This is a genomic window from Shewanella sp. UCD-KL21 (genome assembly GCF_001957135.1).
Lineage (GTDB): Bacteria > Pseudomonadota > Gammaproteobacteria > Enterobacterales > Shewanellaceae > Shewanella.
Map to the genome: position 1 here is coordinate 183,686 of NZ_MPHK01000004.1, position 23,085 is coordinate 206,770.

The 23,085-nt window shown below is 43.6% G+C and carries 20 protein-coding genes; 16 read left to right on the forward strand and 4 right to left on the reverse strand.

What is annotated here, in order from left to right; translation table 11 throughout:
• Positions 1-8 precede the first annotated feature (8 nt).
• The 13 genes from BM739_RS05650 (at position 9) to envZ (ending at position 16,114) form a co-directional block, all read left to right on the forward strand.
• Positions 9-2,522 carry a DMSO/selenate family reductase complex A subunit gene (locus tag BM739_RS05650; protein ID WP_076538274.1) on the forward strand — a complete coding sequence of 838 codons (2,514 nt, stop codon included), beginning with the start codon at positions 9-11 and terminating at the stop codon, positions 2,520-2,522.
• A gap of 11 nt (positions 2,523-2,533) precedes the next feature.
• On the forward strand, positions 2,534-3,202 hold the full coding sequence (locus tag BM739_RS05655; protein WP_076538277.1) for a DMSO/selenate family reductase complex B subunit: 669 nt from the start codon (positions 2,534-2,536) through the stop codon (positions 3,200-3,202).
• A gap of 46 nt (positions 3,203-3,248) precedes the next feature.
• Positions 3,249-3,911: a molecular chaperone gene (locus tag BM739_RS05660; RefSeq protein WP_076538280.1), complete on the forward strand. Its 663-nt coding sequence runs from the start codon at positions 3,249-3,251 to the stop codon at positions 3,909-3,911.
• A 12-nt stretch (positions 3,912-3,923) separates the two neighbouring features.
• Positions 3,924-4,376 carry a hypothetical protein gene (locus tag BM739_RS05665; RefSeq protein WP_076538283.1) on the forward strand — a complete coding sequence of 151 codons (453 nt, stop codon included), beginning with the start codon at positions 3,924-3,926 and terminating at the stop codon, positions 4,374-4,376.
• Between the two features lie 696 nt (positions 4,377-5,072).
• Positions 5,073-6,020: a DmsE family decaheme c-type cytochrome gene (locus BM739_RS05670; RefSeq protein ID WP_083698078.1), complete on the forward strand. Its 948-nt coding sequence runs from the start codon at positions 5,073-5,075 to the stop codon at positions 6,018-6,020.
• A 14-nt stretch (positions 6,021-6,034) separates the two neighbouring features.
• On the forward strand, positions 6,035-8,029 hold the full coding sequence (locus BM739_RS05675) for an MtrB/PioB family decaheme-associated outer membrane protein (RefSeq protein ID WP_076538286.1): 1,995 nt from the start codon (positions 6,035-6,037) through the stop codon (positions 8,027-8,029).
• A 33-nt stretch (positions 8,030-8,062) separates the two neighbouring features.
• On the forward strand, positions 8,063-10,579 hold the full coding sequence (locus BM739_RS05680) for a DMSO/selenate family reductase complex A subunit (protein ID WP_076538289.1): 2,517 nt from the start codon (positions 8,063-8,065) through the stop codon (positions 10,577-10,579).
• Positions 10,580-10,593: 14 nt separating this feature from the next.
• Positions 10,594-11,259, forward strand: a complete 666-nt coding sequence (locus tag BM739_RS05685; RefSeq protein WP_076538292.1) for a DMSO/selenate family reductase complex B subunit — start codon at positions 10,594-10,596, stop codon at positions 11,257-11,259.
• A gap of 46 nt (positions 11,260-11,305) precedes the next feature.
• A complete protein-coding gene (locus BM739_RS05690; protein WP_076538295.1) occupies positions 11,306-11,968 on the forward strand; it encodes a molecular chaperone in 663 nt (220 codons plus the stop codon).
• Positions 11,969-12,287: 319 nt separating this feature from the next.
• Positions 12,288-12,764 (forward strand): transcription elongation factor GreB, encoded by a 477-nt coding sequence (gene greB, locus BM739_RS05695; protein WP_076538297.1) that lies wholly within the window; start codon positions 12,288-12,290, stop codon positions 12,762-12,764.
• A 296-nt stretch (positions 12,765-13,060) separates the two neighbouring features.
• On the forward strand, positions 13,061-13,831 hold the full coding sequence (locus BM739_RS05700) for a hypothetical protein (RefSeq protein ID WP_076538299.1): 771 nt from the start codon (positions 13,061-13,063) through the stop codon (positions 13,829-13,831).
• Between the two features lie 193 nt (positions 13,832-14,024).
• Positions 14,025-14,750, forward strand: coding sequence for a two-component system response regulator OmpR (gene ompR, locus BM739_RS05705; protein ID WP_076538301.1), 726 nt, complete (start codon positions 14,025-14,027; stop codon positions 14,748-14,750).
• Between the two features lie 41 nt (positions 14,751-14,791).
• Entirely contained in the window at positions 14,792-16,114 is a 1,323-nt protein-coding gene (gene envZ / locus BM739_RS05710; RefSeq protein ID WP_076538440.1) for a two-component system sensor histidine kinase EnvZ, read from the forward strand.
• Between the two features lie 95 nt (positions 16,115-16,209).
• On the opposite strand, the gene BM739_RS05715 is transcribed toward envZ, so the two are convergent.
• Positions 16,210-16,683 carry a peroxiredoxin gene (locus tag BM739_RS05715; protein WP_076538303.1) on the reverse strand — a complete coding sequence of 158 codons (474 nt, stop codon included), beginning with the start codon at positions 16,681-16,683 and terminating at the stop codon, positions 16,210-16,212.
• A 94-nt stretch (positions 16,684-16,777) separates the two neighbouring features.
• Positions 16,778-17,332: a DUF2937 family protein gene (locus tag BM739_RS05720; protein ID WP_076538305.1), complete on the reverse strand. Its 555-nt coding sequence runs from the start codon at positions 17,330-17,332 to the stop codon at positions 16,778-16,780.
• Between the two features lie 507 nt (positions 17,333-17,839).
• Between BM739_RS05720 and BM739_RS05725 the strand changes: the two genes are divergently transcribed.
• Together BM739_RS05725 and BM739_RS05730 are read left to right on the forward strand one after the other, a co-directional pair.
• A complete protein-coding gene (locus BM739_RS05725; protein ID WP_076538443.1) occupies positions 17,840-18,364 on the forward strand; it encodes a lactoylglutathione lyase family protein in 525 nt (174 codons plus the stop codon).
• A 505-nt stretch (positions 18,365-18,869) separates the two neighbouring features.
• A complete protein-coding gene (locus tag BM739_RS05730) occupies positions 18,870-20,741 on the forward strand; it encodes a methyl-accepting chemotaxis protein (protein WP_076538307.1) in 1,872 nt (623 codons plus the stop codon).
• A gap of 85 nt (positions 20,742-20,826) precedes the next feature.
• Here the strand turns inward: BM739_RS05730 and BM739_RS05735 are convergent, their stop codons facing one another.
• Positions 20,827-21,732 carry a LysR family transcriptional regulator gene (locus tag BM739_RS05735; RefSeq protein ID WP_076538309.1) on the reverse strand — a complete coding sequence of 302 codons (906 nt, stop codon included), beginning with the start codon at positions 21,730-21,732 and terminating at the stop codon, positions 20,827-20,829.
• Positions 21,733-21,977: 245 nt separating this feature from the next.
• Here BM739_RS05735 and BM739_RS05740 point away from each other — a divergent pair, with 245 nt between their 5' ends.
• Positions 21,978-22,517 (forward strand): NADPH-dependent FMN reductase, encoded by a 540-nt coding sequence (locus BM739_RS05740; protein ID WP_076538311.1) that lies wholly within the window; start codon positions 21,978-21,980, stop codon positions 22,515-22,517.
• A 7-nt stretch (positions 22,518-22,524) separates the two neighbouring features.
• On the opposite strand, the gene BM739_RS05745 is transcribed toward BM739_RS05740, so the two are convergent.
• Entirely contained in the window at positions 22,525-23,058 is a 534-nt protein-coding gene (locus tag BM739_RS05745; RefSeq protein ID WP_076538313.1) for a GNAT family N-acetyltransferase, read from the reverse strand.
• Between the last annotated feature and the right edge of the window lie 27 nt (positions 23,059-23,085).

Genomic DNA, 23,085 nt, shown 5'->3' on the forward strand with positions numbered 1-23,085 from the left:
ATTTAATAATGGAACGCAGAAGTTTCTTGAAAATGAGTGCGGCTTTAGGTTGCGCTGCAACAGTAACCGGCTGTAACACTAGCTCAAAAGATGCTGAGCCACTCCCACCAGAAGTACCTGTGGATGAGACCTTAACTTGGTCAGCATGTTTAGTAAACTGTGGTTCAAACTGCCCAGTTAAAGTATTTAGTAAAGACGGCATTATTACTCGCGTAGAAGCGGATCATGAAGTCGAAGATGAATACGGCCTACATCAAGTCCGTGCCTGTGCTCGTGGCCGCTCATTACGCCAACGCACCTATGCAACTGACCGCTTAAAAACCCCAATGAAGCGTATTGGCGAGCGTGGTGAAGGTAAATTTATTCCTATCACTTGGGAAGAAGCAACGGCAACGATTGCGAGCAAGTTAAGCTCTACCATTGCTGAACACGGTAACAAGTCTATCTTTAGAAGTTACGGTTCTGGTGCTTATTACGGCTTTGCATCAAACGCCTGCTTTAACCGTTTGTTCAACTTAGTTGGCGGCTGCTTAAGTTACTATGGTAACTACTCTTGGGCGCAGCAAATTGAAGCGGCTAAGCATACCTTTGGTACTGGCAGTACTTCTGGCTCTTCAACAGTAACTTTAGATCAAAGTGACTTTTTATTAGGTTTTGCTTACAACCCAAGTGAAATCCGTCAATCAGGTTCTGGTGAAGGTTATGATTACCTTAACGCACTGCAACGTAACAACGGCCTAAAAGTTACCTTAATTGACCCACGCTATACCGACTCAATGTTAGGTAAAGAGTCTACTTGGCTGCCGATTCGACCAGGTACCGATGCCGCGCTTGCTGAAGCAATGGCATACCTAATGATTAATTCTGGTTGGGTTGAGCGCAACAGCATTGATTTTATCAATAACCATACAGTTGGTTATGATGCAGCGTCGATTCTTGCTCAAAAGCAAGCCTTCGAAACCAGCGGCGATGCCACTAAAATTGAATATGCACAGCATATGAACCCTGAAGATAACTACTATGACTACATCATGGCACAAGGTATCTACAGCGATCGCGCCCCGCGCACTCCAGAATGGGCTCAATCTATTACTGGTATTCCAGCGGCGAAAATTGAGCAACTCGCTGATGACCTAATGGCTTCAGAAAGACCCTACATAGTTGCAGGCGCTGGTGTTAACCGTCAAGCCAACGGTGAGCAATCAATCCGTGCAATTTACATGCTTAGCGTATTAGCAGGTAAGCTTGGCCGTGAAGGCAGCTCAAATGGTGAGCTACCCAATATGACCAAAATGTACCGCGCAGGTATTCCAACTGGCACTAACCCAGTTAAAGAGCAGATTTCATTCTTCTGTTGGTCTGAAGCGATCCACAATGGTAAAACCATGACGGCTCGTAGCCATGGCGTTACTGGTACTGACGGTTTAGATACCCCACTTGATGCCAACATCAAAGTGATTATCTCAGCATCAGACAGTTCACTACTTAACCAACATGCAGACATTAACGGCACAGCTGAAATCTTAAAAGATGAAAGCGGCGTTGAATTAATTGTTTCTTGTGACTGCTGGATGACCCCAGGCGCTAAATTTGCCGACATCATCATTCCTGATACCTCATGGTTAGAATCAAATGACTTGGTTGATGACTCTTATGCATCTGGTTCGTTAGATTACCTAACCGCGATGAAAGCCGCTGTTGAGCCAATTTGGGACTGTAAGTCTATGTACCAAGTATCAGCAATGATTGCTGAAAAAATGGGCGTCGGCGCCGAATTTACTGAAGGCAAAACTGAAGATGATTGGTTAGAGGAGCTTTACCAGCAAACTCGTAGCAATACCGCTAACAGTGCTGTTACCCCTGCCTTCCCTGCGACGTATAAAGAAGCCCAAGATATTGGCTTGTTCCGTAAAAATGACTATGCCCGCCATGTGGCGCTAGACAGTTTTGTTAATGGCAGCGAAGCACTATCAACGCCATCAGGCAAAATTGAAATTTACTCAGCAGAATTGGCTTGGCGCGCTGCAAACTGGGATCAAGACAAATACAAAGGCGATATTATTACCCCAATACCACAATATGTGGTGACTTGGGACGGTTACGAAGATGAAGACACCAAAGAAGATTACCCACTGCAATTAGCGGGTTACCACACTAAAGGTCGTACTCACTCAAGCTATCACAACGTACCTTGGTTACGTGAAGCCGTTGAAGATGCAGTATGGATTAACGCCATTGATGCCCAAGAATACGGTGTGGCCTCAGGTGACAAAGTTGAAATGTATAACGAGCGCGGCTCAATTGAAGTGGTTGTACGTATCACCCCACGTGTTGCTCCTGGCATTGTGGCTTTAGGTCAAGGCGCTTGGTTCTCTCCTGATCCAAATGGCCGCAAGGGTATGACAGGTAAGGTGATTGATATTGGCGGCGCGATTAACTCGTTGACCAAATATGCACCAAGCCCAGTTGCAAAAGGCAACCCACAGCACACAAACCGTGTTCAAATTCGTAAAGCTATTTAATGGAGGCTACCATGACCGAATCAACTCAATACAGTTTCTACCTTGATACGACTAAATGTACAGGTTGTAAAGCCTGCCATATTTCTTGTAAAGACCGCCAAAGTGGCATTATTCGCGAAGGCGATAAACCAACCGAAGGTGGTGTGCCTGCATTAAATGGCGTTAACTGGCGTCGCGTTTATGAATACGGCGGCGGCACATGGAATGTCGACCCAAGCACAGGCTCGTTTGAGCAAAATGTGTTTAGTTACTATGTATCGATTGGCTGTAACCATTGTAGTGAGCCTGTTTGTGTTAAGGCCTGTCCTACTGGTGCGATGCACAAACGCCGTGAAGATGGCTTAGTCCATGTGGCAACAGACTTATGTATTGGCTGCGGCAGTTGCGCCAGAGCTTGTCCATATGATGCGCCGCAATTAGATCAAGAACGTAAAGTCATGACCAAGTGTGATGGCTGTTACGACCGACTCGCTGAAGGCCGTAAGCCTATGTGTGTTGACTCTTGTCCAATGCGCGCAATGGACTTTGATACCGTTGAAAACATTAAAAAGAAATATGGTAATGGTGATGCCCATATCGCACCACTACCATCAGAAAGTATTACTTCGCCTAATTTAATCATCAAAGCGAATAGAAATGGCGGCCAACAAGGTGACATTCTCAATTTTGCAGAAGTATAACTAAATAATGGCGTCCTTCGGGGCGCCTTTTAACAGGAGTGAAATAATGACCGACACAACCACTCATGATGCTTACTTAGAGCTACAAGCAATTGCACGTTTACTGCATAACGTTTTATTGGACTATCCAACTGAGGATTCAATCCAGTATTTTGTCAGCAATCAATTAAACCTGACTTGGCCTGCACTAGAAGACTCTGAAGCAAATAAGCAAGGTAAGTCATTATTAGGCCAGTTTTTCTCACAATGGCAGCCTGAAAACATCAACGATCTTAAGCTTGATTACGGCCAGCTCTATTTTGGACCAGGTGAGCCTAACGCTATGCCTTGGGGCTCAACTTACCTAGGCGAGCAACAAATTCTCAATGACGAATCGACCATTAGCTTAATGAACTTTTACAAGCAATTAGGCATTAGTTTCGAGTTGAAATTTAACCAACCTGTCGACCATATCGCTTTGTTTTACGCGGTCATCGATCAATTACTGCAGCAATTAATTGATGAGCCTGACAATAAGCCAGCTAAAGAAGCACTTATGGTGTTATTGCAACAACACATGTTGCCATGGTCAGGTCGTTGTCACGAACTCGCCATACAGCATGCTGAAAGCGATTTCTATAAAGGCATTGCCCTGCTAGCCAGCGATTTTGACACTGTACTCGCTAACACATTAAATATCATCCCAATGCCAATGCGTTTATTTCGTTAGTAGGAAAAGCTTATGAGTGTCATTCGATCCGTCGCCCAGCAGTGGAACAAAGCAGACTTTGCCCAGCAATTACAGCAGTACTTTGGCCAAGATAAGGCCATTGGTGAGCTATTTATTGGCGCAACGCCTTGCTCGACAGTGTGCAGCCTCATCGCCGCGATGATCGAATTACCGCCTAAGCCTAAAAATGAACATTACAGCATGGATATGGAGCAGGTTTTTGACACCCTGTTCCAGTGCTTTTTATTGATGTTTATTAAGGAGCTGGAACATAAACTGCTAACCCAACCCGAGCAGTTAATTATGTCGCTGGCGGTTCATTATGCACAAACCATTAAAGATGATCCGCAACACGCCAATTCAAGCCTGCACGACAACAGCCAACGGGTATTAACCGCCATGGCGCGTTTAGAGTCTGAGCGCAAGCAGCAGCGTAAACAGCAATATAATATGGGGAAACGTTAACTGCGATTCGGTGTGGAATAGGATATCCCATAAAGTACTGAATTATAATGAGTTAATTACTTCCTATACCTTCCTATTATTCCCTACACCTTTCTACTAAATGATCTATTCCAAGGCTGGTTACTTGCTTATATATCAAGCCAACGAGCCCTGCTCAGTAAATTAGAACTAGCCATTTTTTATAACTTTTTTAGCCCAATCATCTTCCTAAAATTTACTCATACAACATAAGTAGACTTTATATAAGTGATTAATAATAAAGATTAATATATAACATGAAACGCTAATGCCATGTCAATGTTCATTTATTAACCCATATTTACTTATTATCTCTCCAAAACATAAACATGTATTAAACTAACAACTTTAAAACTTTGAAGCAGATCTTACATCTTTAACCACTTAAATACCCAACATCATTAACACAATCAAAACCAATAGCGAACAAAGCCTTTACATGCACACCTAAGTGATTGTTTTAAATAAAATTAAGCGCACACTAATTTACCTCGGTAATAAAAACCATTCGCAGTAAAATTGTGACTACCCGCAGAATCCCCCTCATAACACAATATTAATCACACATCCGAATTGCCATTTTTTAACAACTGAATTATCTCGATTTTCTAACTTAAAATTCAAAAATAAACATTCATAAAACAATAAATATCTATCTTAATTAAGGGAATTATATTTATGAGAAAAATGATCCTTGCATTAATAATTGGCGCTTCTTTAATATTAATTCCCCATACAAGCGCTAATGCCACCCCATGGGATGACCTCAGTTCAACACAATTAGAACAACAATTAGTTGAAAAGTTCGCTGAAGGAAACTACTCCCCTAAAGGCGCCGACAACTGCCTAACCTGTCACCGTAAAAATGAAACCGTCATGGACATATTTGACGGCGTACACGGTCAAACTAATAACAGTCAATCACCGATGGCAGGATTGCAGTGTGAAGCTTGTCATGGCCCACAAGGTAACCATAATCGTGGCGGTAAAGAGCCAATGATTGCCTTTGGCAGCGACAGTAAACTCTCTGCCCCAACCCAAAACACCGTGTGCCAAGGCTGTCATAACGACCCAGAGCAAATGGCATGGCATACCAGCACCCATAATCTCGAAGAAATTGCCTGTAGTGATTGTCACACCATTCACGCCGCCACTGATCCTGCATTAGATAAACTGTCGGTTAATGACACCTGCACCTCATGTCACACCCAAGAAAAAGCCGACATGAACAAGCGCTCATCACACCCAATGAAATGGGACCAAATGACCTGTATTGATTGTCATGCTCCCCACGGCTCGATGAGTGAAAGCGCCTTAGTTAAGCCAACCGTTAATGACACCTGTTATAGCTGTCACGCCGAAAAACGTGGCCCATTCCTATGGGAACATGCCCCAGTGACTGAAAGCTGTGTGTCATGTCATAACCCCCACGGCAGCGTCAACGACAATATGCTTGATAGCCGCGCACCACAGTTATGTCAGCAATGTCATGCACCCGATGGTCACGCCTCTCGCGTCGTACCAGAGCCTGGAATGGATGCCTTTGGTGGTGGAAAAAGTTGCCTTAACTGTCACAACCAAATTCATGGTTCTAATCACCCAGCTGGCAGTCTGCTGCAACGCTAATGGAGAGCAAGATTATGTCATTTAAATTGAATCTTATTACCCTGTCACTGCTGGCAGTATCGACCTCTGGCATGGCGGCTAACTTCGGGGTCGGCAACGCCAATACCGCCGCGGTTAATACCCATAAATATGAATGTAAACGCTGCACTAACCACGTCGGTTACAGCGGTGAAGTGAGTGTTGCTGCAGGCTATAACGATATCAGTGATATTCATGCTGGCAATGCGCTAGGCACAGCCAAAGATGGCGCCGTTGCAGCTGTCAGTGGTGATGTGCGCTTTAACAGTGAGTCAGGTTATCAAGCCCGAATTCAAGCCCATCAGTTAGGCATGGATAATGGTTTTGCACACGTATCTGGCGGCAAAGCAGGCTTGTATGAATTTAGCCTCGATTATGATGCGATGAAAACCTATAAAGCCGGTGATGTAGAAAGCAGTCTGTGGCATAACAATGGCATGTTAACCCCATCTGATGCCATCAACAGCTTCGACTTAGCTCAGCGCCGTGAAAAAGTGGCCCTAGGCATGGAATACGGTCAAGACTTCTATGGCGCCTTTGTGAAATACAGCCAAGAAGATAAAACCGGCCATAAATCAGCCAGCCTGGTATCGCCAAGCCCGATTAACTTCGGCTTACCAACCGATTCTCGCACTAAGCAGTTAGATGCTGGGGTGAACTTATCTGGTGACAACTGGCTCACTGAGCTGAGCTACTTTGGCAGTGTGTATGAAAATAATATCGACCACTTAAGCCTGCCTTATGCCAATGATGTGTACTCAGCAGCCCCCGATAACCAAGCCCATCAGGTGGCGTTATCTGGTCAGTACCAGCTCAATCGCACCGTGATGAATGGCCGCATCGTGACAGGCCGCATGATACAAGATGACAACCTCATTCAAGTAACGGGTAATCCGCTACAAAACTGGGATGGTCAAATTGACACCCTTGATGGTCGTTTTGCGCTGACCTCGATGCTCACTAACCGTTTACGTTTAGGCGGCAGCGTTGATTACAGCAAGCGTGACAACAAAAGCTCAACTGCTGAATTTGCCCAATACAACTTCAACAGCTTAACCGGGGCCTTTAGACAAAATACCCCGCAAGATATTGAACGTAACACCTATAAAGTCAATGCCAGTTACCGCATCGCCAGTGGTTACCGCTTACAAGCAGGTTACGACCGCAAAGAAGTGGAGCGCACCTTCAGTGACCGCGAGCAAACCAATGACGACAACCTATGGCTAAAATTCAATGTCCGCGCCTTAGACAAGGTTAACTTTAATCTTAAAGCTGAGCACGCTAATCGCAGTGGCTCTGACTATGAAGCCAATGAGCTGACCTCATCTGAAAATAACGCCCTGCTGCGCAAGTACTATTTAGCTGACCGCACCCGCAACGCCGTTGAATTAAAGGTGAACTACACCCCTATCAACTGGATGAGTCTGGATATCAGCAGCCGTTATGCCCAAGACGAGTATGACGATACCCAAATCGGCCTGACTGAATCTGAAGATTACGGTTATGACGCTAACCTTAACATCGCCTTTAATCAGCATCTTGATGGTTATGTGTTTGCCGGTCAGCAATGGATTAACTCCAATCAAGCAGGCAGCCAAAGCTTTGGCGCAGCAGATTGGATAGCTGACATTGAAGATGAATTTATCAACTTAGGCGCAGGCGCAAGCTACAGCGGCCTGATGCAAGACAAGCTCACTTTAGGCATTGATTACTTATTCAGTAACTCAATCAGTGACACTGATGTCACCGCCGATACCACTAATCCGTATGGGGATTACTACTCATACAACCACAGTGCCAGCATGTACGCCGATTACGCTCTGAGCGAGCAAATGGCACTGAAATTAACTTACCGCTATGAACGCTATTTCGATACCGATGCAGCCAACGTAGGGGTCAATGATATTCCGGGGATGATTACTCTGGGCGATATCAACCATAACTACAACGCACACCAAGTGATGTTGTCGTTTACCTACCAATTGCGCTAAGCCGCATCGTTAATGCTACGAGAGGATATATCAATGGAACGTAGAAGTTTTTTAAAAGCCAGTGCGGCATTAAGCTGCGCAGCAACGGTAACCGGTTGTAAAACCAGTTCAGATGATGCCAATGTCACCCCAACTCCGCCACCTGTGTCTGATGAGCAGGTGAGTTGGTCTGCTTGCTTAGTAAACTGCGGCTCAAACTGCCCAGTTAAAGTATTTAGCCAAGACGGTGTCATTACCCGTGTAGAAGCTGATAACGAAACCACAGATGAATACGGTGTAAATCACCAAATTCGTGCTTGTGCCCGCGGCCGCTCTTTAAAACAACGAACTTATTCACCAGACCGAATTAAAACACCAATGAAACGTGTTGGTAAACGTGGTGAAGGTAAGTTTGTACCAATTAGTTGGGATGATGCAGCATCTGAAATAGCGAGTGAACTACAACGCATTGCTAGTGAGTATGGAAATAAGTCTATATTAAAACTCTATGGTACTGGAGCATATTATGGATTTTCCAGCTCAAGTTGCTTCAACCGTATCTTGAACCTTAATGGTGGGTTCTTAAATATATATGGCAACTACTCATGGGCACAACAAAATGAAGCAGCAGCAGCTACAGGATTTGGTAGCACTTCAGGTTCAAACCTATTATCACTAAAAGACAGCGACTTGTTCATTGGTTTAGGTTACAACCCAAGTGAAATGCGTCAATCTGGTTCAGGTGAAGGTTACGATTACTTAAAAGCAATTGAAGCAAATCCTAGTCTTGAAGTCATTATGATTGACCCTCGCTATACCGATTCAATGGTCGGTAAAGAAGATAAGTGGTTACCAATTCGTCCAGGTACTGATGCAGCATTGGCTGAAGGTATTGCTTTTGAAATGATCAACTCAGGTTGGGTTAGCAACAACTCAAAAAGCTTCCTTGATAAATACTGCGTGGGTTATGACAGAGCGTCATTAGCCACACTAAAAGCAGAGTTCGAAAATTCTGGCGATGCTGAAAAACTAGCTTATGTGCCATACATTAATCCTGATGAAAACTATCAAGATTACATTTTAGGTGAAGGAATTTATGCAACAAATGGCCCTAGAACACCAAGCTGGGCAGCTAAGATTTGCGGTATTTCAGAAGCTAAGATTAAAAACATTGCTAGTAAAATAATGAACGCAAGCGCACCATTTATTATTACAGGCGCAGGCGTAAACCGTCACGCAAATGGTGAGCAAGCCATGCGTTCGTGCTACATGCTGTCATTCTTAACTGGCAAAGTGGGCCAGCCGGGTGTGAGTAATGGTGCATTACCGGGTCAAAGCAGCTTAAGCCGAAGCGGCATGTCTGGTTTATCAAACCCAATCAAAGAATCAATTTCATTCTTCACATTCCCTGATGCTATTGAGCGTGGTCACGAAATGACAGCTCGTAAAGATGGTATTCGAGGCACTGAAGATTTAGATACTCCACTTGGAAACGATCTAAAGGCCATTTTTGCCATCAACTCTAATGCTCTCGTAAATCAACATTCTGATTCAAACGGCATTGCAAAAATATTAGAAGACGACAGTAAATGTGAGCTGATTGTAGTGTGTGATTGTTGGATGACACCATCTGCCAAATTTGCAGATATTCTATTACCAGATACTTCTTGGTTGGAATCTAATGATTTAGTCAACGACAGCTATGCTTCCGGCATCATGGGTTACTTAGTAGCAATGAAAGCTGCCGTTGACCCACTTTGGGAATGTAAGTCTATGTACGACATGTGTGCACTAATTGCCGATAAGATGGGTAAATTAGGTGAATACACAGAGGGTAAAGATGAAGCGGGTTGGTTAGCTGAACTTTACGAAAAAACGCGTACTAATGCTAACAATGCCAATGCCATTCCGCCGTTACCTTCTACCTATGAAGAAGCACAAGAACAAGGAGTTTTCCGTGCATTTAATGGGACACCAACGGTGGCATTAGACAGCTATATCAATGGCACAGGTACCGTTAATACTCCATCAGGAAAGATAGAGTTATTCTCGCTGAAGATGGCACAAAAAGGCGCAGAATGGGAATTCAATGATGAAGTTAAAGGCGATTACATCTCTGGTTTACCTATGTATCAAGCTACATGGGAAGGCTATGACGACGATGAAACATCAGAAGAATATCCATTCCAATTAGTAGGCTACCATACAAAAGGACGTACACATTCTAGCTATCACAATGTCCCATGGTTACGTGAGGCAGTTGAAGATGCGGTTTGGATGAACCCTATAGATGCCAATGCACAAGGGTTTGCTCAAGGCGATAAAGTACATGTATGGAGTAAACGCGGGACGATTGAATTACCCGTCAGAGTGACGCCACGAGTTGCACTTGGTGTATTAGCATTAGGACAAGGCGCTTGGTACCTACCAGATCCTTCAGGGAAAGTAGGACCTTCAGGTCATATTGTTGATATTGGGGGTTGTATTAATACCCTTACCCGCTACCAACCAAGTCCGTTGGCAAAAGGTAACCCGCAACATACTAACCGTGTACAAATTGCTAGAGCTTGATGGAGTAAATAAAAATGAAAGAACAAACCCAATATGGATTCTATTTAGACACCACCAAGTGCACTGGCTGTAAGGCATGTCATGTATCTTGTAAAGACAGACAAAGTGAAGTTATTCGTAACGGCAATGACTCTATAGAGCAAGGCGTGCCACAAATTGAAGGAGTGAACTGGCGTCGAGTTTATGAATACGGTGGCGGAACCTGGTCAACAAATGCAGATGGTAGCTTTGAACAAAGTGTTTTCAGTTATTACACCTCGATTAGTTGTAACCATTGTAATGAACCTGTTTGTGTAAAAGCTTGTCCTACTGGAGCCATGCATAAGCGCCGCGAAGATGGACTTGTCCATGTTGCGACAGACTTATGTATCGGCTGTAATAGCTGTGCACAGGCTTGTCCTTACGATGCTCCGCAACTAGATGTGCAGCGTAAAGTGATGACTAAATGTGATGGTTGTTACGATCGTTTAGCTGAGGGCAAACAACCTATCTGTGTAGGTTCGTGTCCATTACGTGCATTAGATTTTGACACAATGGAAAACCTAAAAGCTAAATATGGTGATGGAGATTCGCATATTTCACCATTACCATCAGAAAGTATCACTTCACCAAACTTGATCGTCAAAGCCAATAAGCACGCTGGTCGACAAGGCGAAATATTGAACTTTTCTGAAGTCTAAAAGCATAATGGCGCCCTTCGGGGCGCCTTTTAACAGGAATGAAATAATGACCGACACTACCACTGAAGATGCTTACTTAGAGCTACAAGCTATTGCACGTTTACTGCATAACGTTTTATTGGACTATCCAACCGAGGATTCAATCCAGTATTTTGTCAGTAATCAATTAAACCTGACTTGGCCTGCACTGCAAGACTCTGAGGCAAATAAGCAAGGTAAGTCATTATTAGGTCAATTCCTCACACAATGGCACCCTGAAAACATCAACGGCATTAAGCTTGATTACGGCCAACTTTATTTTGGACCAGGTGAGCCTAACGCTATGCCTTGGGGATCAACTTACCTAGGTGAACAACAAATTCTCAATGACGACTCGACCATTAGCTTAATGAACTTTTACAAGCAATTAGGCATTAGCTTCGAGTTGAAATTTAACCAACCAGTAGACCATATCGCTTTGTTCTACGCGGTCATAGATCAATTACTGCAGCAATTAATTGATGAGCCTGACAATAAGCCAGCTAAAGAAGCGCTTATGGTGTTATTGCAACAACACATGTTGCCATGGTCGGGTCGTTGTCACGAACTCGCTATAAAACATGCTGAAACCGATTTCTATAAAGGCATCGCCCTGCTAGCAGGCGATTTTGACACAGTATTAGCTAACACATTAAATATCATCCCAATGCCAATGCGTTTATTTCGCTAGTAGAAAAAGCCAATAACCTCCTCGACTAATAAACCCAAGGGCAACATGGGTAAGCGATATTAGTTTTCTTTATTGGCCATATGACTAACGTTATAAATGACCTTAAGTAACTCATCCGAGTTGATATCGCTAACGTTAAAATATGCGCTAAAAATCATCACCAATTAAGTCCATTCTATCCACACGGCTTTATGTGATTGGCGATAGCGTCAAATCACAGTATATTGAGTCGATGATGTCGGCCATGTTCTCAATACGCCGCTATCGACGCGCTGTTATTAACACGCTTATCACTGAATTCGTTATTAAGGCTAGCTAAGTGAAAACCAATCTCATCACCCCTGAAGGGATGACCAAACTCAAAACTGAGCTGAACTATTTATGGCGCGAATATCGCCCAGAGATCACCAAAAAAGTGGCTTGGGCAGCAAGCCTTGGTGATCGCTCCGAAAACGCTGACTACAAAGAGAATAAGCGCTTATTACGGCAAATTGATGGCCGAGTACGCTTCTTAAGAAAGCGCATCGAAAACTTAAAAGTGGTTGAGTATTCCCCTGAGCAAGAAGGTAAAATTTTCTTTGGCGCCTGGGTAGAAATTGAAAATGATGCAGGCGATACACTGGCATTTCGTATAGTCGGCCCCGATGAAATTTATGGCGATGCCAAAGGCTACATCTCCATTGATTCACCCATGGCTAGAGCATTATTGAAAAAACAAGTCGATGATGATGCCGTTGTTCCTACACCTAATGGCCCTCAGGATTGGTATATTAATAAAATTTCCTACACCCTTTAGCCAATAGAAAACCTCAAAGCCTAAACCAAAAGTTGAATATTGCACCGCAAACCAGATTATTTGCGGCTATTTCCCCAGCAAAATTTGCCCTCTCAGTTTGTTTTACTAAACTTAAAGTCTTATATCTTGATACGGTCTTGGGAGTATATAGTCCTTTATAACCAGTATGTGCTTGGACTTGGGTTCCATATTTTGTAGTCACTGTAAGCTTTATTTTGCTTACAGCTTCACAGCCTCACACCTAGTAATCTAAGCATGGAAGCGAGCTTACAGTACATTTTATAAAAGGATTTTTTATGTGCAGTAAAATTTTCTGGGCTTTGGGATTATTGCTTATCAGTTTCAAGCTATTGGCTGTCAGTTATGTGCCGCAGTATTTTGTCGGTAACTGGCTCAACCAGCAAACAGATTACATTGAACTACTACAAATCAACGAAGACAGCACCTACTTACAACTGGGGCTTGATTTACAGCAACCTGAGAATAGTTTTGCCGAATGGGGCAGCTATACCCTATCTAAAAGCAGCCATTTTTCAGAGTTACCACTGATTATTAGTTTCAATCCCACCTTTAGTAATAACCCAGCCAAAGGCTTGATGACGTTACTCAGTGACCGTAATAAAAGTCATGTATATATCAGTAGCAGTAGCGAGCGACTACAGTTGAATATGGATTATCTTAGTGATAATGCTATCGATGTCATCGTTGAATATCATTTACTGCAATCCCAAGATATTGAAGGCTATTGGTACAATCACGAGCTCGACGATTTATTCGCGGTACTCATGCTCAATAATGGCTTGTATGTGCAATTACAAATCAACTTGGATCATGATGATGAAACCACCGGGATGGAGTGGGGCCAATATCAACACCAAATAGACTCAGGCGAAGTCTACTTTCAAGCAGAATACGACGATAACCAGCAAACTGGCTTTAACCGCTTAGACGATATAGCCGCTGCAGCATTTAAAATTAAACTGCACGACAACCAGCTTATATTTTTATTAGACAGCAATGATGACGGTATTATTGACTCATGTTCAGCATTATTGCGTAAAAACTGATTTAGTTACAATTTCTCTCATTCAATTTTATGGCATTAAATTCACATACTTTCATATACTTAACCTGTATGATTATTCACACTACACTTATCAATTAGTAAACAAGCGATCCATCACTTGTTTGCACTCTTATAAAGTCGCTATATTTAGCTTAATAACTGTATTTAGTGCGAATTTAGCCAAAGGATATGTCATGGGCCAGGAAACCTCTAAAATTCTCGTTGTCGATGATGACATGCGACTCAGATCATTATTGGAACGTTATCTGCTGGAGCAAGGTTACCAAGTACGCAGCGCTGCAAATGCAGAGCAAATGGACCGTTTATTAGAGCGAGAAAACTTCCATTTATTAGTGTTAGATTTAATGCTTCCGGGAGAAGATGGTTTATCTATTTGTCGCCGTTTACGCCAACAAGAAAATCCTATTCCTATTATCATGCTCACTGCCAAAGGCGATGAGGTTGACCGTATTATTGGCCTCGAGCTTGGCGCTGATGATTACTTACCTAAGCCGTTTAATCCACGGGAATTACTTGCGCGAATCAAAGCGGTGATGCGCCGCCAAACACCTGATGTTCCGGGGGCTCCAGCGCAGCAAGAAGAAGTCATTAGCTTTGGTGAGTTTTCCCTTAATCTTGCCACCCGCGAGATGTTTCATGAAGACAAAAGCATTGCCCTGACATCTGGTGAATTTGCGGTATTAAAAGTACTGGTTTCACACCCACGGGAGCCACTGTCGCGGGACAAACTCATGAACCTTGCCCGTGGCCGTGACTACTCAGCATTAGAGCGCTCAATTGATGTGCAAGTATCCCGTCTGCGCCGCTTAATTGAAGTCGATGCTGCTAATCCCCGTTATATCCAAACGGTTTGGGGCTTAGGTTATGTGTTCGTGCCAGACGGCACCGCCCGAGGTTAAGCCTTATTAGTCAGTCTAAAGCCATTAGCCAAGCTCAAGCCATAAAACTGAAATGGTGGCAGCGTTTCCTGCCACGTAATTCATTCAGTCAAACCGTGCTATTAATTGGCAGCTTGCTGCTGATTAACCAACTGGTGTCTTACTTATCGGTGACGGTTTATTTCATTAAACCCAGTTACGAGCAAATCAATCAACTGATCGCACGGCAAATCAACTTATTATTTATTGATGGCGTAGAGATCAGCCGCGAGCATCTCACCATTGTCGATGCCCTAAACGCCAAAGTGCGTGACGATGAAATGAAAGTCTATAACCAACAAGGCGCCATTGAAGCTGGGGTAGACTCTGCGACCTACTATGGGTTTTTATCCACACAAATGTCTGAGTATTTAGGCGGAGAAGCAGAAGTGCGTTTTTCCCAAGGGACTCAGTTAGAAGTGTGGATCCGTCCACCTCAAGCCACCTCAGTTTGGATTAAAGTGCCGCTAACCGGCCTAAACGAAAACGATTTATCACCACTGACCTTATATTTATTGGTTATTGGCGCCTTAAGTGTCGCTGGCGGCTGGTTATTTGCTCGGCGTCTTAATAAACCACTTAAACGCCTACAGCGAGCGGCCTTTACAGTATCAAAAGGGGAATTTCCTGCGCCATTGCCCTTAAGCGGCTCTTCTGAAATCGTTGAAGTAACCCACGCCTTTAATCAAATGTCCCACAGCATGAAACAGTTGGAGCAAGACCGCGCCCTATTGATGGCGGGAATTTCCCACGATTTGCGCACTCCACTGACTCGTATTCGGCTAGCATCTGAAATGATGGTGGAAGAAGATCAATACCTAAAAGATGGCATCATCACCGATATTGAAGACATGGACGACATCATTAATCAGTTTATTGCCTATGTGCGCCATGACCAAGAAAGCGCCCGAGAACCCAATGATATCAACCGCCTGATTCGTGAAATCGCCCAACAAGAAATGCATCGACAAGGCGATATTGAGCTGCAGTTACAAGAAGGTCCTATGGTGTCCTTTCAAAGTGTGGCCATTAAACGGGTACTCAGTAATTTAGTTGAAAACGGCTTTCGCTACGGTGGCGGCTGGATAAAAATTAGCTCAATTCATAAAGCCAAATACGTCAGTTTTATTGTCGAAGATAATGGCCCAGGCATTAATGAAGCTAAAATTGATGAGCTATTCCAGCCGTTTACTCAGGGCGATAGCGCGAGGGGCTCAGTGGGGTCAGGGTTAGGTTTGGCGATAGTGAAACGTATTGTCGATAGGCATCACGGTAAAATCCTCCTTAAAAACCGCCCAGAAGGCGGGCTGCATGCCCAAGTGTGGCTGCCTATTAGCCGTCATTAGTACCTTTTAACAAGCATAAAAAAGCGACTTTATCAGTCGCTTTTTAGTTTAAGCCTTAGCATCATCTTGAGATAAGTACTCTGAAATAAGCTGTGTTACAGAGCGCTTAATACCGCTTCAGCCGTGCTAACTTCAAAAGATTTTGGCGCTTCCACATTAAGCTGAGTCACCACACCATTATCCACAATCATCGCATAGCGCTGGGAGCGAATGCCGCCAAAGCCTGCGGTATCCATATCTAAACCTAATGCTTTGGTAAAACTTGCATCGCCATCTGCTAGCATCATTAGTTCGCTGGCATTTTGCGCGTCACCCCAAGCTTTCATTACAAAGGCATCATTGACTGACACACAAGCAATTACATCTACCCCTTTAGCTTTTAGCTGATCAGCAAGCACCACAAAACCCGGTAAATGCGCTTCTGAGCAGGTTGGGGTAAACGCCCCTGGTACGGCAAATAACACCACCTTTTTAGCAGAAAATAACTCACTAACATCATGGCTTACCATGCCTATTGCGGTGAGTTCGCTTAAGGTGCCTGCCGGTAACTTGTGTCCTTGTTCAATCATGGTAAATCCTTATTTATTGAATAATGTGCTCAACAGCATAGCGCTAAAGCGGCGTGACAAACACTGAGTGACTGTATGGGCTTTATGTGAATACCTAGCTTGAACTGCTATTTGAAGCATTCGCTTTAGCAGCTTTGGGCTTAAGCGCTCGGTAACCATGCTGACAGCACTTACCGCAAGCCACTAACGTCAGCTCGCATAACATCGAAAATAATAAGCCCAACACTAAGCCAATGGCTATCGCTCGAGTATCTAGCATGATGGTGTGGCTAAACTGCTGCCATACTTCTTGACGAATATCTTCTAATGGCGCCAAAGCCACTTGCTCGAAACTGCTATAGGCAGTTTGGTTAAACTGCACTAACGCCGAGCTTAGCAATTGATAGCGATCATAAAGCACCTGAATACTTTGGCCACCAGCATTAATTACCGCATCAGGGCTTGCTTGATAATGCTCAATCAGCTTATTGAGATCACCGCCAAAAAAGCGATCGGCATCGCGCTGAAACTCCGCCAAACTAAGCTGCGCCTCTGTGGTATGAGCATCTAATCGCTGACCATACTGATCAACAAAAGCAGGCACTTGCACCCCAAGTAATACCCCTGAAACAAATAACACTAAGCGTAAATAATCGAATACAGACTTCATGGATCATGACCTTTAAATAAATATGACGGCTAAATTACTACAGCAAATTAGCATGGCGTGCCGATACAGCAAGCTGAAACTATATTGACCAGATTAGTAACACATAAACTGCGTTTTATCATTAAAAGCGTTAACTGCAGCAAAGCGATCTTGCAGGCATCCACTTAGCTTGCCAGTTTAGCTTGTATGCTAAATACGCCACGTAAACTAACCTAACCCCCACCCCAAACTATCATCATATAATTTTATCATTACTATAATAATTGATAATTTTTTATTCAAACCTCAGTTCTATAGAATTCGCTCATCAAATTGAGAGCAGTTAATGAGGAATGCACTATGAGCAACCATGATGAAAGCAGCAATGCTAAAAGTAACGACTTAAACCTAGGCCGCAGAAACATGCTAAAAACAATGGGTGTGGGCGTTGCAGCCGCTGTTGCCGCCACTACTGCCGCATCGGTTATGGCAACCACAGGCACTGAGCCAACCAAGCTTGCTGGCGCTATGGGTAATGATAAATTCAATACCAATAATCCCTACCCACGTACTTTTTCTCACATTGGGGTGTCAGTGCCTAATCTAGAGGAAGCGGTTAAGTTTTATAGTGAAGTGCTCGGCTGGTACGTGATCATGGAGCCTACCGAAGTCAAAGAAGATGACAGTGCAATCGGGGTTATGTGTACCGACGTATTTGGCGCTGGCTGGGAACGCTTCAGAATTGCTCACATGTCTACGGGCGATCGCATTGGCCTTGAACTGTTTGAATTTAAAAATCAGCAAAACCCTGAAGATAATTTTGAATATTGGAAAACTGGTATTTTCCACTTTTCAGTTCAAGATCCAAACGTTGAAGAATTAGCGGAAAAAATTGTCGCTGCTGGCGGTAAAAAACGCATGAAAGCACCACGCTATTACTTCCCGGGTGAAAAGCCATACCGCATGATTTATATGGAAGACCCATTCGGAAATATCATCGAAATTTATAGCCATAGCTATGAACTGCAATATTCTAGCGGTGCATATAGCTAAATCGCCCTGAAGGCTAAATCTAGCTAAAAGACAAAAGGAGGCATCATGTGCTTCCTTTTATATTGAACCTTATTCTGCAAAATTAACACTCCCAGCCAGTGACTAAGACAGAACAAGAGAGATACTCTTACGCTCATCCTGTAAGCCGCTATTTTTGATATATTGCAACAATAGCCCCTCTCAAACCCAGCCTAATTTTCAGCATATTGAAACCAAAATTAATTATAGAAACGACTCTATTTGGCCGCTTTACTTTAAGTAAGCTTACTCCCGCTTTATGCAATGCTCTATGGCTCTACCCATAGTTGCCATTATGCAGTTCAGATGAGTAATCCTAGTGATAGCAGTGTTAACCATTGGGTTGTGTCGATGTTTTTATCGTCAAACAGTTGCGTAACCTTGTAGCAATATCACACCTTTAGCAGCCCCATTAGCTCATTAACACCCTAATTTAGTTTAATAACACTAATGCCTGCCCACTTTTACTTTAATAGCAACGATCCCTATGAAATCTTATTCGTTAAAGCACAAAATACTTATACCTGTACTAATCGCATTATCGATGGTGATAGCGCTGCTATCTTGGCTTAGTTACTCTAATCAAAAAACCATGCTTATGCAGACTAACCTTGAGCAAGTTCAGCGCTTAAGCGCCCAGCAGGCTCAAAGGATCAGTGAGTGGCTAGGCACCAGAAAAGATATCGTCAATGCGATGGGCGACAAAGCCAACAGCAACACACTTGATGCTTTGCTTCAGGCGAAGCAATCTGGTCGTTTTGAATCAACCTACTTCGGTAAAGCTTCAGGTGAAATGATAGATTCAGATCAAAGTATTGATTTCAGCGATTACGACCCACGTCAGCGCCCTTGGTATCAGCAAGCTAACTCAACACAGCAATTAATAATAACCACCCCTTACCTTGATGCTATTTACAATACTTTGGTGGTAACCCTTGCCACACCTACGACCAATGGTGTGGTAGGTGGGGATCTATCCATTAATGACTTGGTTAATGATGTCAACCAAATGAAGCTACCTTCAAACGGTTTTGCCATAATGATGCATAAAGACGGCACCGTTATCGCCTATAAAGATCCAAGTAAAACCATGGGCCATATCCGCGCCATTGATAACGATCTTGATTACAGGCTTTTGCAGCAAAATCGTCGAGCAAATGAACTCATGTCGATTCATTTCGCTCCTGAAGACAAAGATAAACTTATCTGGCTAGAAACAATCCCTAATACTGACTGGGAACTTATCCTCGTACTTGACCAAGCAACCTTGGAAGCGCCACTTAAATCATTACTCCTGACCCAGCTTGGTATTGCTGCCATTATTTTACTGGTAAGCATGGTGTCTATTTCTTTGATGATGAGTCGCTTACTTGCGCCTTTATCAAAAGTATCACAAGCATTAGCCCACATAGCTCAAGGCAATGGCGACTTAACCCAGCGTATTGAAATTGAGAGTAAAGATGAAGTGGGAACACTGGCTGAGAATTTCAACTTATTTGTACATAGTCAGCATCAGCTGATTACTCAAATTCGTCTGGTCGCTCATGAGCTTGACCAAAAAGCGGATCAAAGCTTGGGCAACTCCCATGAAGCGGCAAAAGAGCTACAAGTGCAGCAACAAGAAGTCACTATGGTTGCCACTGCCGTAACCCAAATGGCCAGCGCCACCAATGAGATTGCCTCAAATGCTGAAAACACCGCAGCCGCAGCGCAGCAATCAAGCACAAGTAGTTTACAAGGGCAAAGTTTGGTTGATAACACTCGCCAGTCAATCAATTTACTGGCTGATGAAGTCACTCAAGCCACTGATGTGATTAGTGAGCTAAGTCGTCATGCCCATTCAATTTCAAGTATTTTATCGACCATTCAGGGCATTGCCGAGCAAACTAACTTACTGGCATTAAATGCCGCCATTGAAGCTGCCCGTGCAGGCGAACAAGGTCGAGGTTTTGCCGTGGTCGCTGATGAGGTCAGAGTGCTATCTCGACGTACTCAAGATTCCACCCAAGAGATCCACGACACCATTGACACTCTGCAAAAAACCACCTCTAAAGCAGTAAGCTTGATGCAAACTAGTCAATCCTTAGCCGCTAACAGTGTTACCGATGTTAATGAAGCCACTAACGCCATTGGTGAGATCACCCAAGCGGTTGCGTTAATTTCAGATATGGCCAGCCAAATTGCCACTGCTGCAGAAGAGCAAACCCAAGTCACCAATGAAATCACCCAAAATACTGTCGCGATTAAAGACGTCACCGATGACATAAGCCTTGCAGCATCAAACAGCTTACAACAAGCGCAAGATTTAAAACTTCAAGCAAAGTCACTCAATGATTTGGTTGCGACATTCATCCTTTAACAAGTCATTTGAGGATTAACACCAATACCTATAAAACTTGGTTATAGGTATTGGTCGGCGCCAATCTTGAAGTCATTGATAAGTGTTACTGGCTCGGCATATGCTCCACCAGCAAGTCGATAAAGCGGCGAACTTTTGGGGATAAATGCTTACGGCTAGGATACACCGCATAGATATCGATTTGAGGCTGAATGTAATCTTGAAACAGTATGCTGAGCTGCTGTTTTTCAAGGGCTGCAGTTAAGTAAAATGAGGGTAAGCGGCAAATACCGTGATGATCGAGTACCATCGCCAGTTCCATATCGGCATTATTACAACCAATCACTTGCGCCACAGTTACCGTTTCTGAGCGGCCATCAGCATGTTCAAACAGCCAGCGATCTGGCTGCTTTAAATTGCTATAGCAAATACACTGATGCCTAGCTAACTCGCTGGGCACTTGCGGGGTTCCGTGGGTGGCAAGGTATTGTGGCGTTGCCACGATATGTGCATGAAATTGACCAATACGTTTACAGATTAAACTCGAATCAGTTAATTGCCCGGTGGCTCTAATCGCTAAATCATAGCCCTCTTGCACTAAGTCCACATGGCGATCGCTAAAATCAATGTCTAGCTTTACCTCGGGATACATACGCATATACAAAGACAAAATGGGTTGTAAATATTGCAAACCAAAGGTCACTGGGCAGCTAATCTTCAAGGTTCCGTAAGGGGTCATTAAGCTGCTATCGATCATATTGATCGCCGCTTGGGCATCGGCGACCATTTGCTGACATTGCTGATAAAACAGCTTGCCCTCGGCGGTTAAACTCAGCGAACGCGTGCTGCGATGCAATAATCGAGTATTAAGCCGCTGCTCTAACTTTGTGACAGTTTTACTGACATAAGAAGTGGAATGGCCGGTTTTTTCTGCCGCTAACGAAAAACTGCCAAGCTCGATCACTTGGGTAAAAATCACCACACCATCAAATAGCTTTGTATCTTGATCCATCACGCTCAGCCACTGTTACTGCATTTATGCCACTATAACGGTGTTATTCATTCCAATAAAGCTCAAACCAGCTCAATTAATCATCATTACAAGCCAAATGGAAACAATGAATATCCAACAACTGACTTAATCAATCACTAAAAAGGCCGTACAGTAGCGGCATAAGTTAATAGCAAACACAATTAAGCCACCCATCACTTGGTTGTGAATGCTCACAATAACCACAGTCAAATAAGGGCAATAACATGAAAATATTAGCATTTGCAGCAAGCAGCAGTCGTAACTCAATTAATAAAACCTTAGCAAACTATGCCGCTCACTTGGCCGCTAATATAGTAGATGGCGCAGCAGTGGAATTGTTAGATATTAACGATTATGAAATAGCATTATTTAGCGAAGATAGAGAAAAAGAGTTAGGCAAGCCTGCATTGGCACAAGCCTTTTTTGATAAAATCACCCAGGCAGATGCCTTAGTGATTTCATTTGCTGAGCATAATGGCTCTTACACTGCGGCCTACAAAAACCTGTTTGACTGGACATCACGTATTGATCCAAAACTATTTCAAAACAAACCAACGCTATTATTAGCCACCTCACCAGGCCCTGGCGGTGCTAACACGGTATTAACCGCCGCAACCACATCAGCGCCCTACTTTGCCGCTGATGTAAAAGGCACGTTGTCGGTACCCAGCTTTTATCAAAATTTTGATCTAGAAACAGGTACATTAACGAATCCAGAGCTTGCCGAAAAACTCACTCAAGCTGTCAGCCAGCTCACAAGTTAAGCCTAATTCAACACACTCGATAGCGCTGTATTATTGCCCCAGCGTTATCGTGCTGATTTTCCGCATTAGTTTGATTAGCCAGTTCAATTTCAGAATCAAGTACCCCACCATTGGCGATGATCATTTTTGCCGAAGCAAGATTGTGCTTATAACAATGAATATGCAGCTCATTGATGCCTTTGCCCTTTGCCAATGCGATAGTTTGCGCCATCAATTCGACCCCTAAGCCTTTACCACGAAAACGCGGTCGAATACCCAGTCCGATATGGCCGCCACAATAACGAATATTATCATTGAGGGTTAAGCGTAAATTGGCGACACCTAAGAGCTCATCACCTTGCACTAACCAGTATGTTTCACTGGCCACATAACCTGTAGGTAAATTCTGCCCGCGGGCAAAATCACTGATTTTTTCGAGCATTGCGCCAAAATCACTGTGATCAAAATCCAGCGGAAATGGATAACGTTCTTCATTCCCTAGCTCGGCAATATATTCAATATAGCTTTGCTGGTAGTGGGCACTTGGCTTTACGAGCTGCAACGGGCTTCTCCTTGAATGCGCTAACTA

Excerpts from the sequence above, each read along its gene's own strand:
- BM739_RS05650 (WP_076538274.1), top strand. The coding sequence starts at position 9 with ATGGAACGCAGAAGTTTCTTGAAAATGAGTGCGGCTTTAGGTTGCGCT.
- BM739_RS05655 (WP_076538277.1), top strand. The coding sequence starts at position 2,534 with ATGACCGAATCAACTCAATACAGTTTCTACCTTGATACGACTAAATGT.
- BM739_RS05660 (WP_076538280.1), top strand. The coding sequence starts at position 3,249 with ATGACCGACACAACCACTCATGATGCTTACTTAGAGCTACAAGCAATT.
- BM739_RS05665 (WP_076538283.1), top strand. The coding sequence starts at position 3,924 with ATGAGTGTCATTCGATCCGTCGCCCAGCAGTGGAACAAAGCAGACTTT.
- BM739_RS05670 (WP_083698078.1), top strand. The coding sequence starts at position 5,073 with ATGAGAAAAATGATCCTTGCATTAATAATTGGCGCTTCTTTAATATTA.
- BM739_RS05675 (WP_076538286.1), top strand. The coding sequence starts at position 6,035 with ATGTCATTTAAATTGAATCTTATTACCCTGTCACTGCTGGCAGTATCG.
- BM739_RS05680 (WP_076538289.1), top strand. The coding sequence starts at position 8,063 with ATGGAACGTAGAAGTTTTTTAAAAGCCAGTGCGGCATTAAGCTGCGCA.
- BM739_RS05685 (WP_076538292.1), top strand. The coding sequence starts at position 10,594 with ATGAAAGAACAAACCCAATATGGATTCTATTTAGACACCACCAAGTGC.
- BM739_RS05690 (WP_076538295.1), top strand. The coding sequence starts at position 11,306 with ATGACCGACACTACCACTGAAGATGCTTACTTAGAGCTACAAGCTATT.
- BM739_RS05700 (WP_076538299.1), top strand. The coding sequence starts at position 13,061 with ATGTGCAGTAAAATTTTCTGGGCTTTGGGATTATTGCTTATCAGTTTC.
- ompR (WP_076538301.1), top strand. The coding sequence starts at position 14,025 with ATGGGCCAGGAAACCTCTAAAATTCTCGTTGTCGATGATGACATGCGA.
- BM739_RS05715 (WP_076538303.1), bottom strand. The coding sequence starts at position 16,683 with ATGATTGAACAAGGACACAAGTTACCGGCAGGCACCTTAAGCGAACTC.
- BM739_RS05720 (WP_076538305.1), bottom strand. The coding sequence starts at position 17,332 with ATGAAGTCTGTATTCGATTATTTACGCTTAGTGTTATTTGTTTCAGGG.
- BM739_RS05725 (WP_076538443.1), top strand. The coding sequence starts at position 17,840 with ATGGGTAATGATAAATTCAATACCAATAATCCCTACCCACGTACTTTT.
- BM739_RS05730 (WP_076538307.1), top strand. The coding sequence starts at position 18,870 with ATGAAATCTTATTCGTTAAAGCACAAAATACTTATACCTGTACTAATC.
- BM739_RS05735 (WP_076538309.1), bottom strand. The coding sequence starts at position 21,732 with ATGGATCAAGATACAAAGCTATTTGATGGTGTGGTGATTTTTACCCAA.
- BM739_RS05740 (WP_076538311.1), top strand. The coding sequence starts at position 21,978 with ATGAAAATATTAGCATTTGCAGCAAGCAGCAGTCGTAACTCAATTAAT.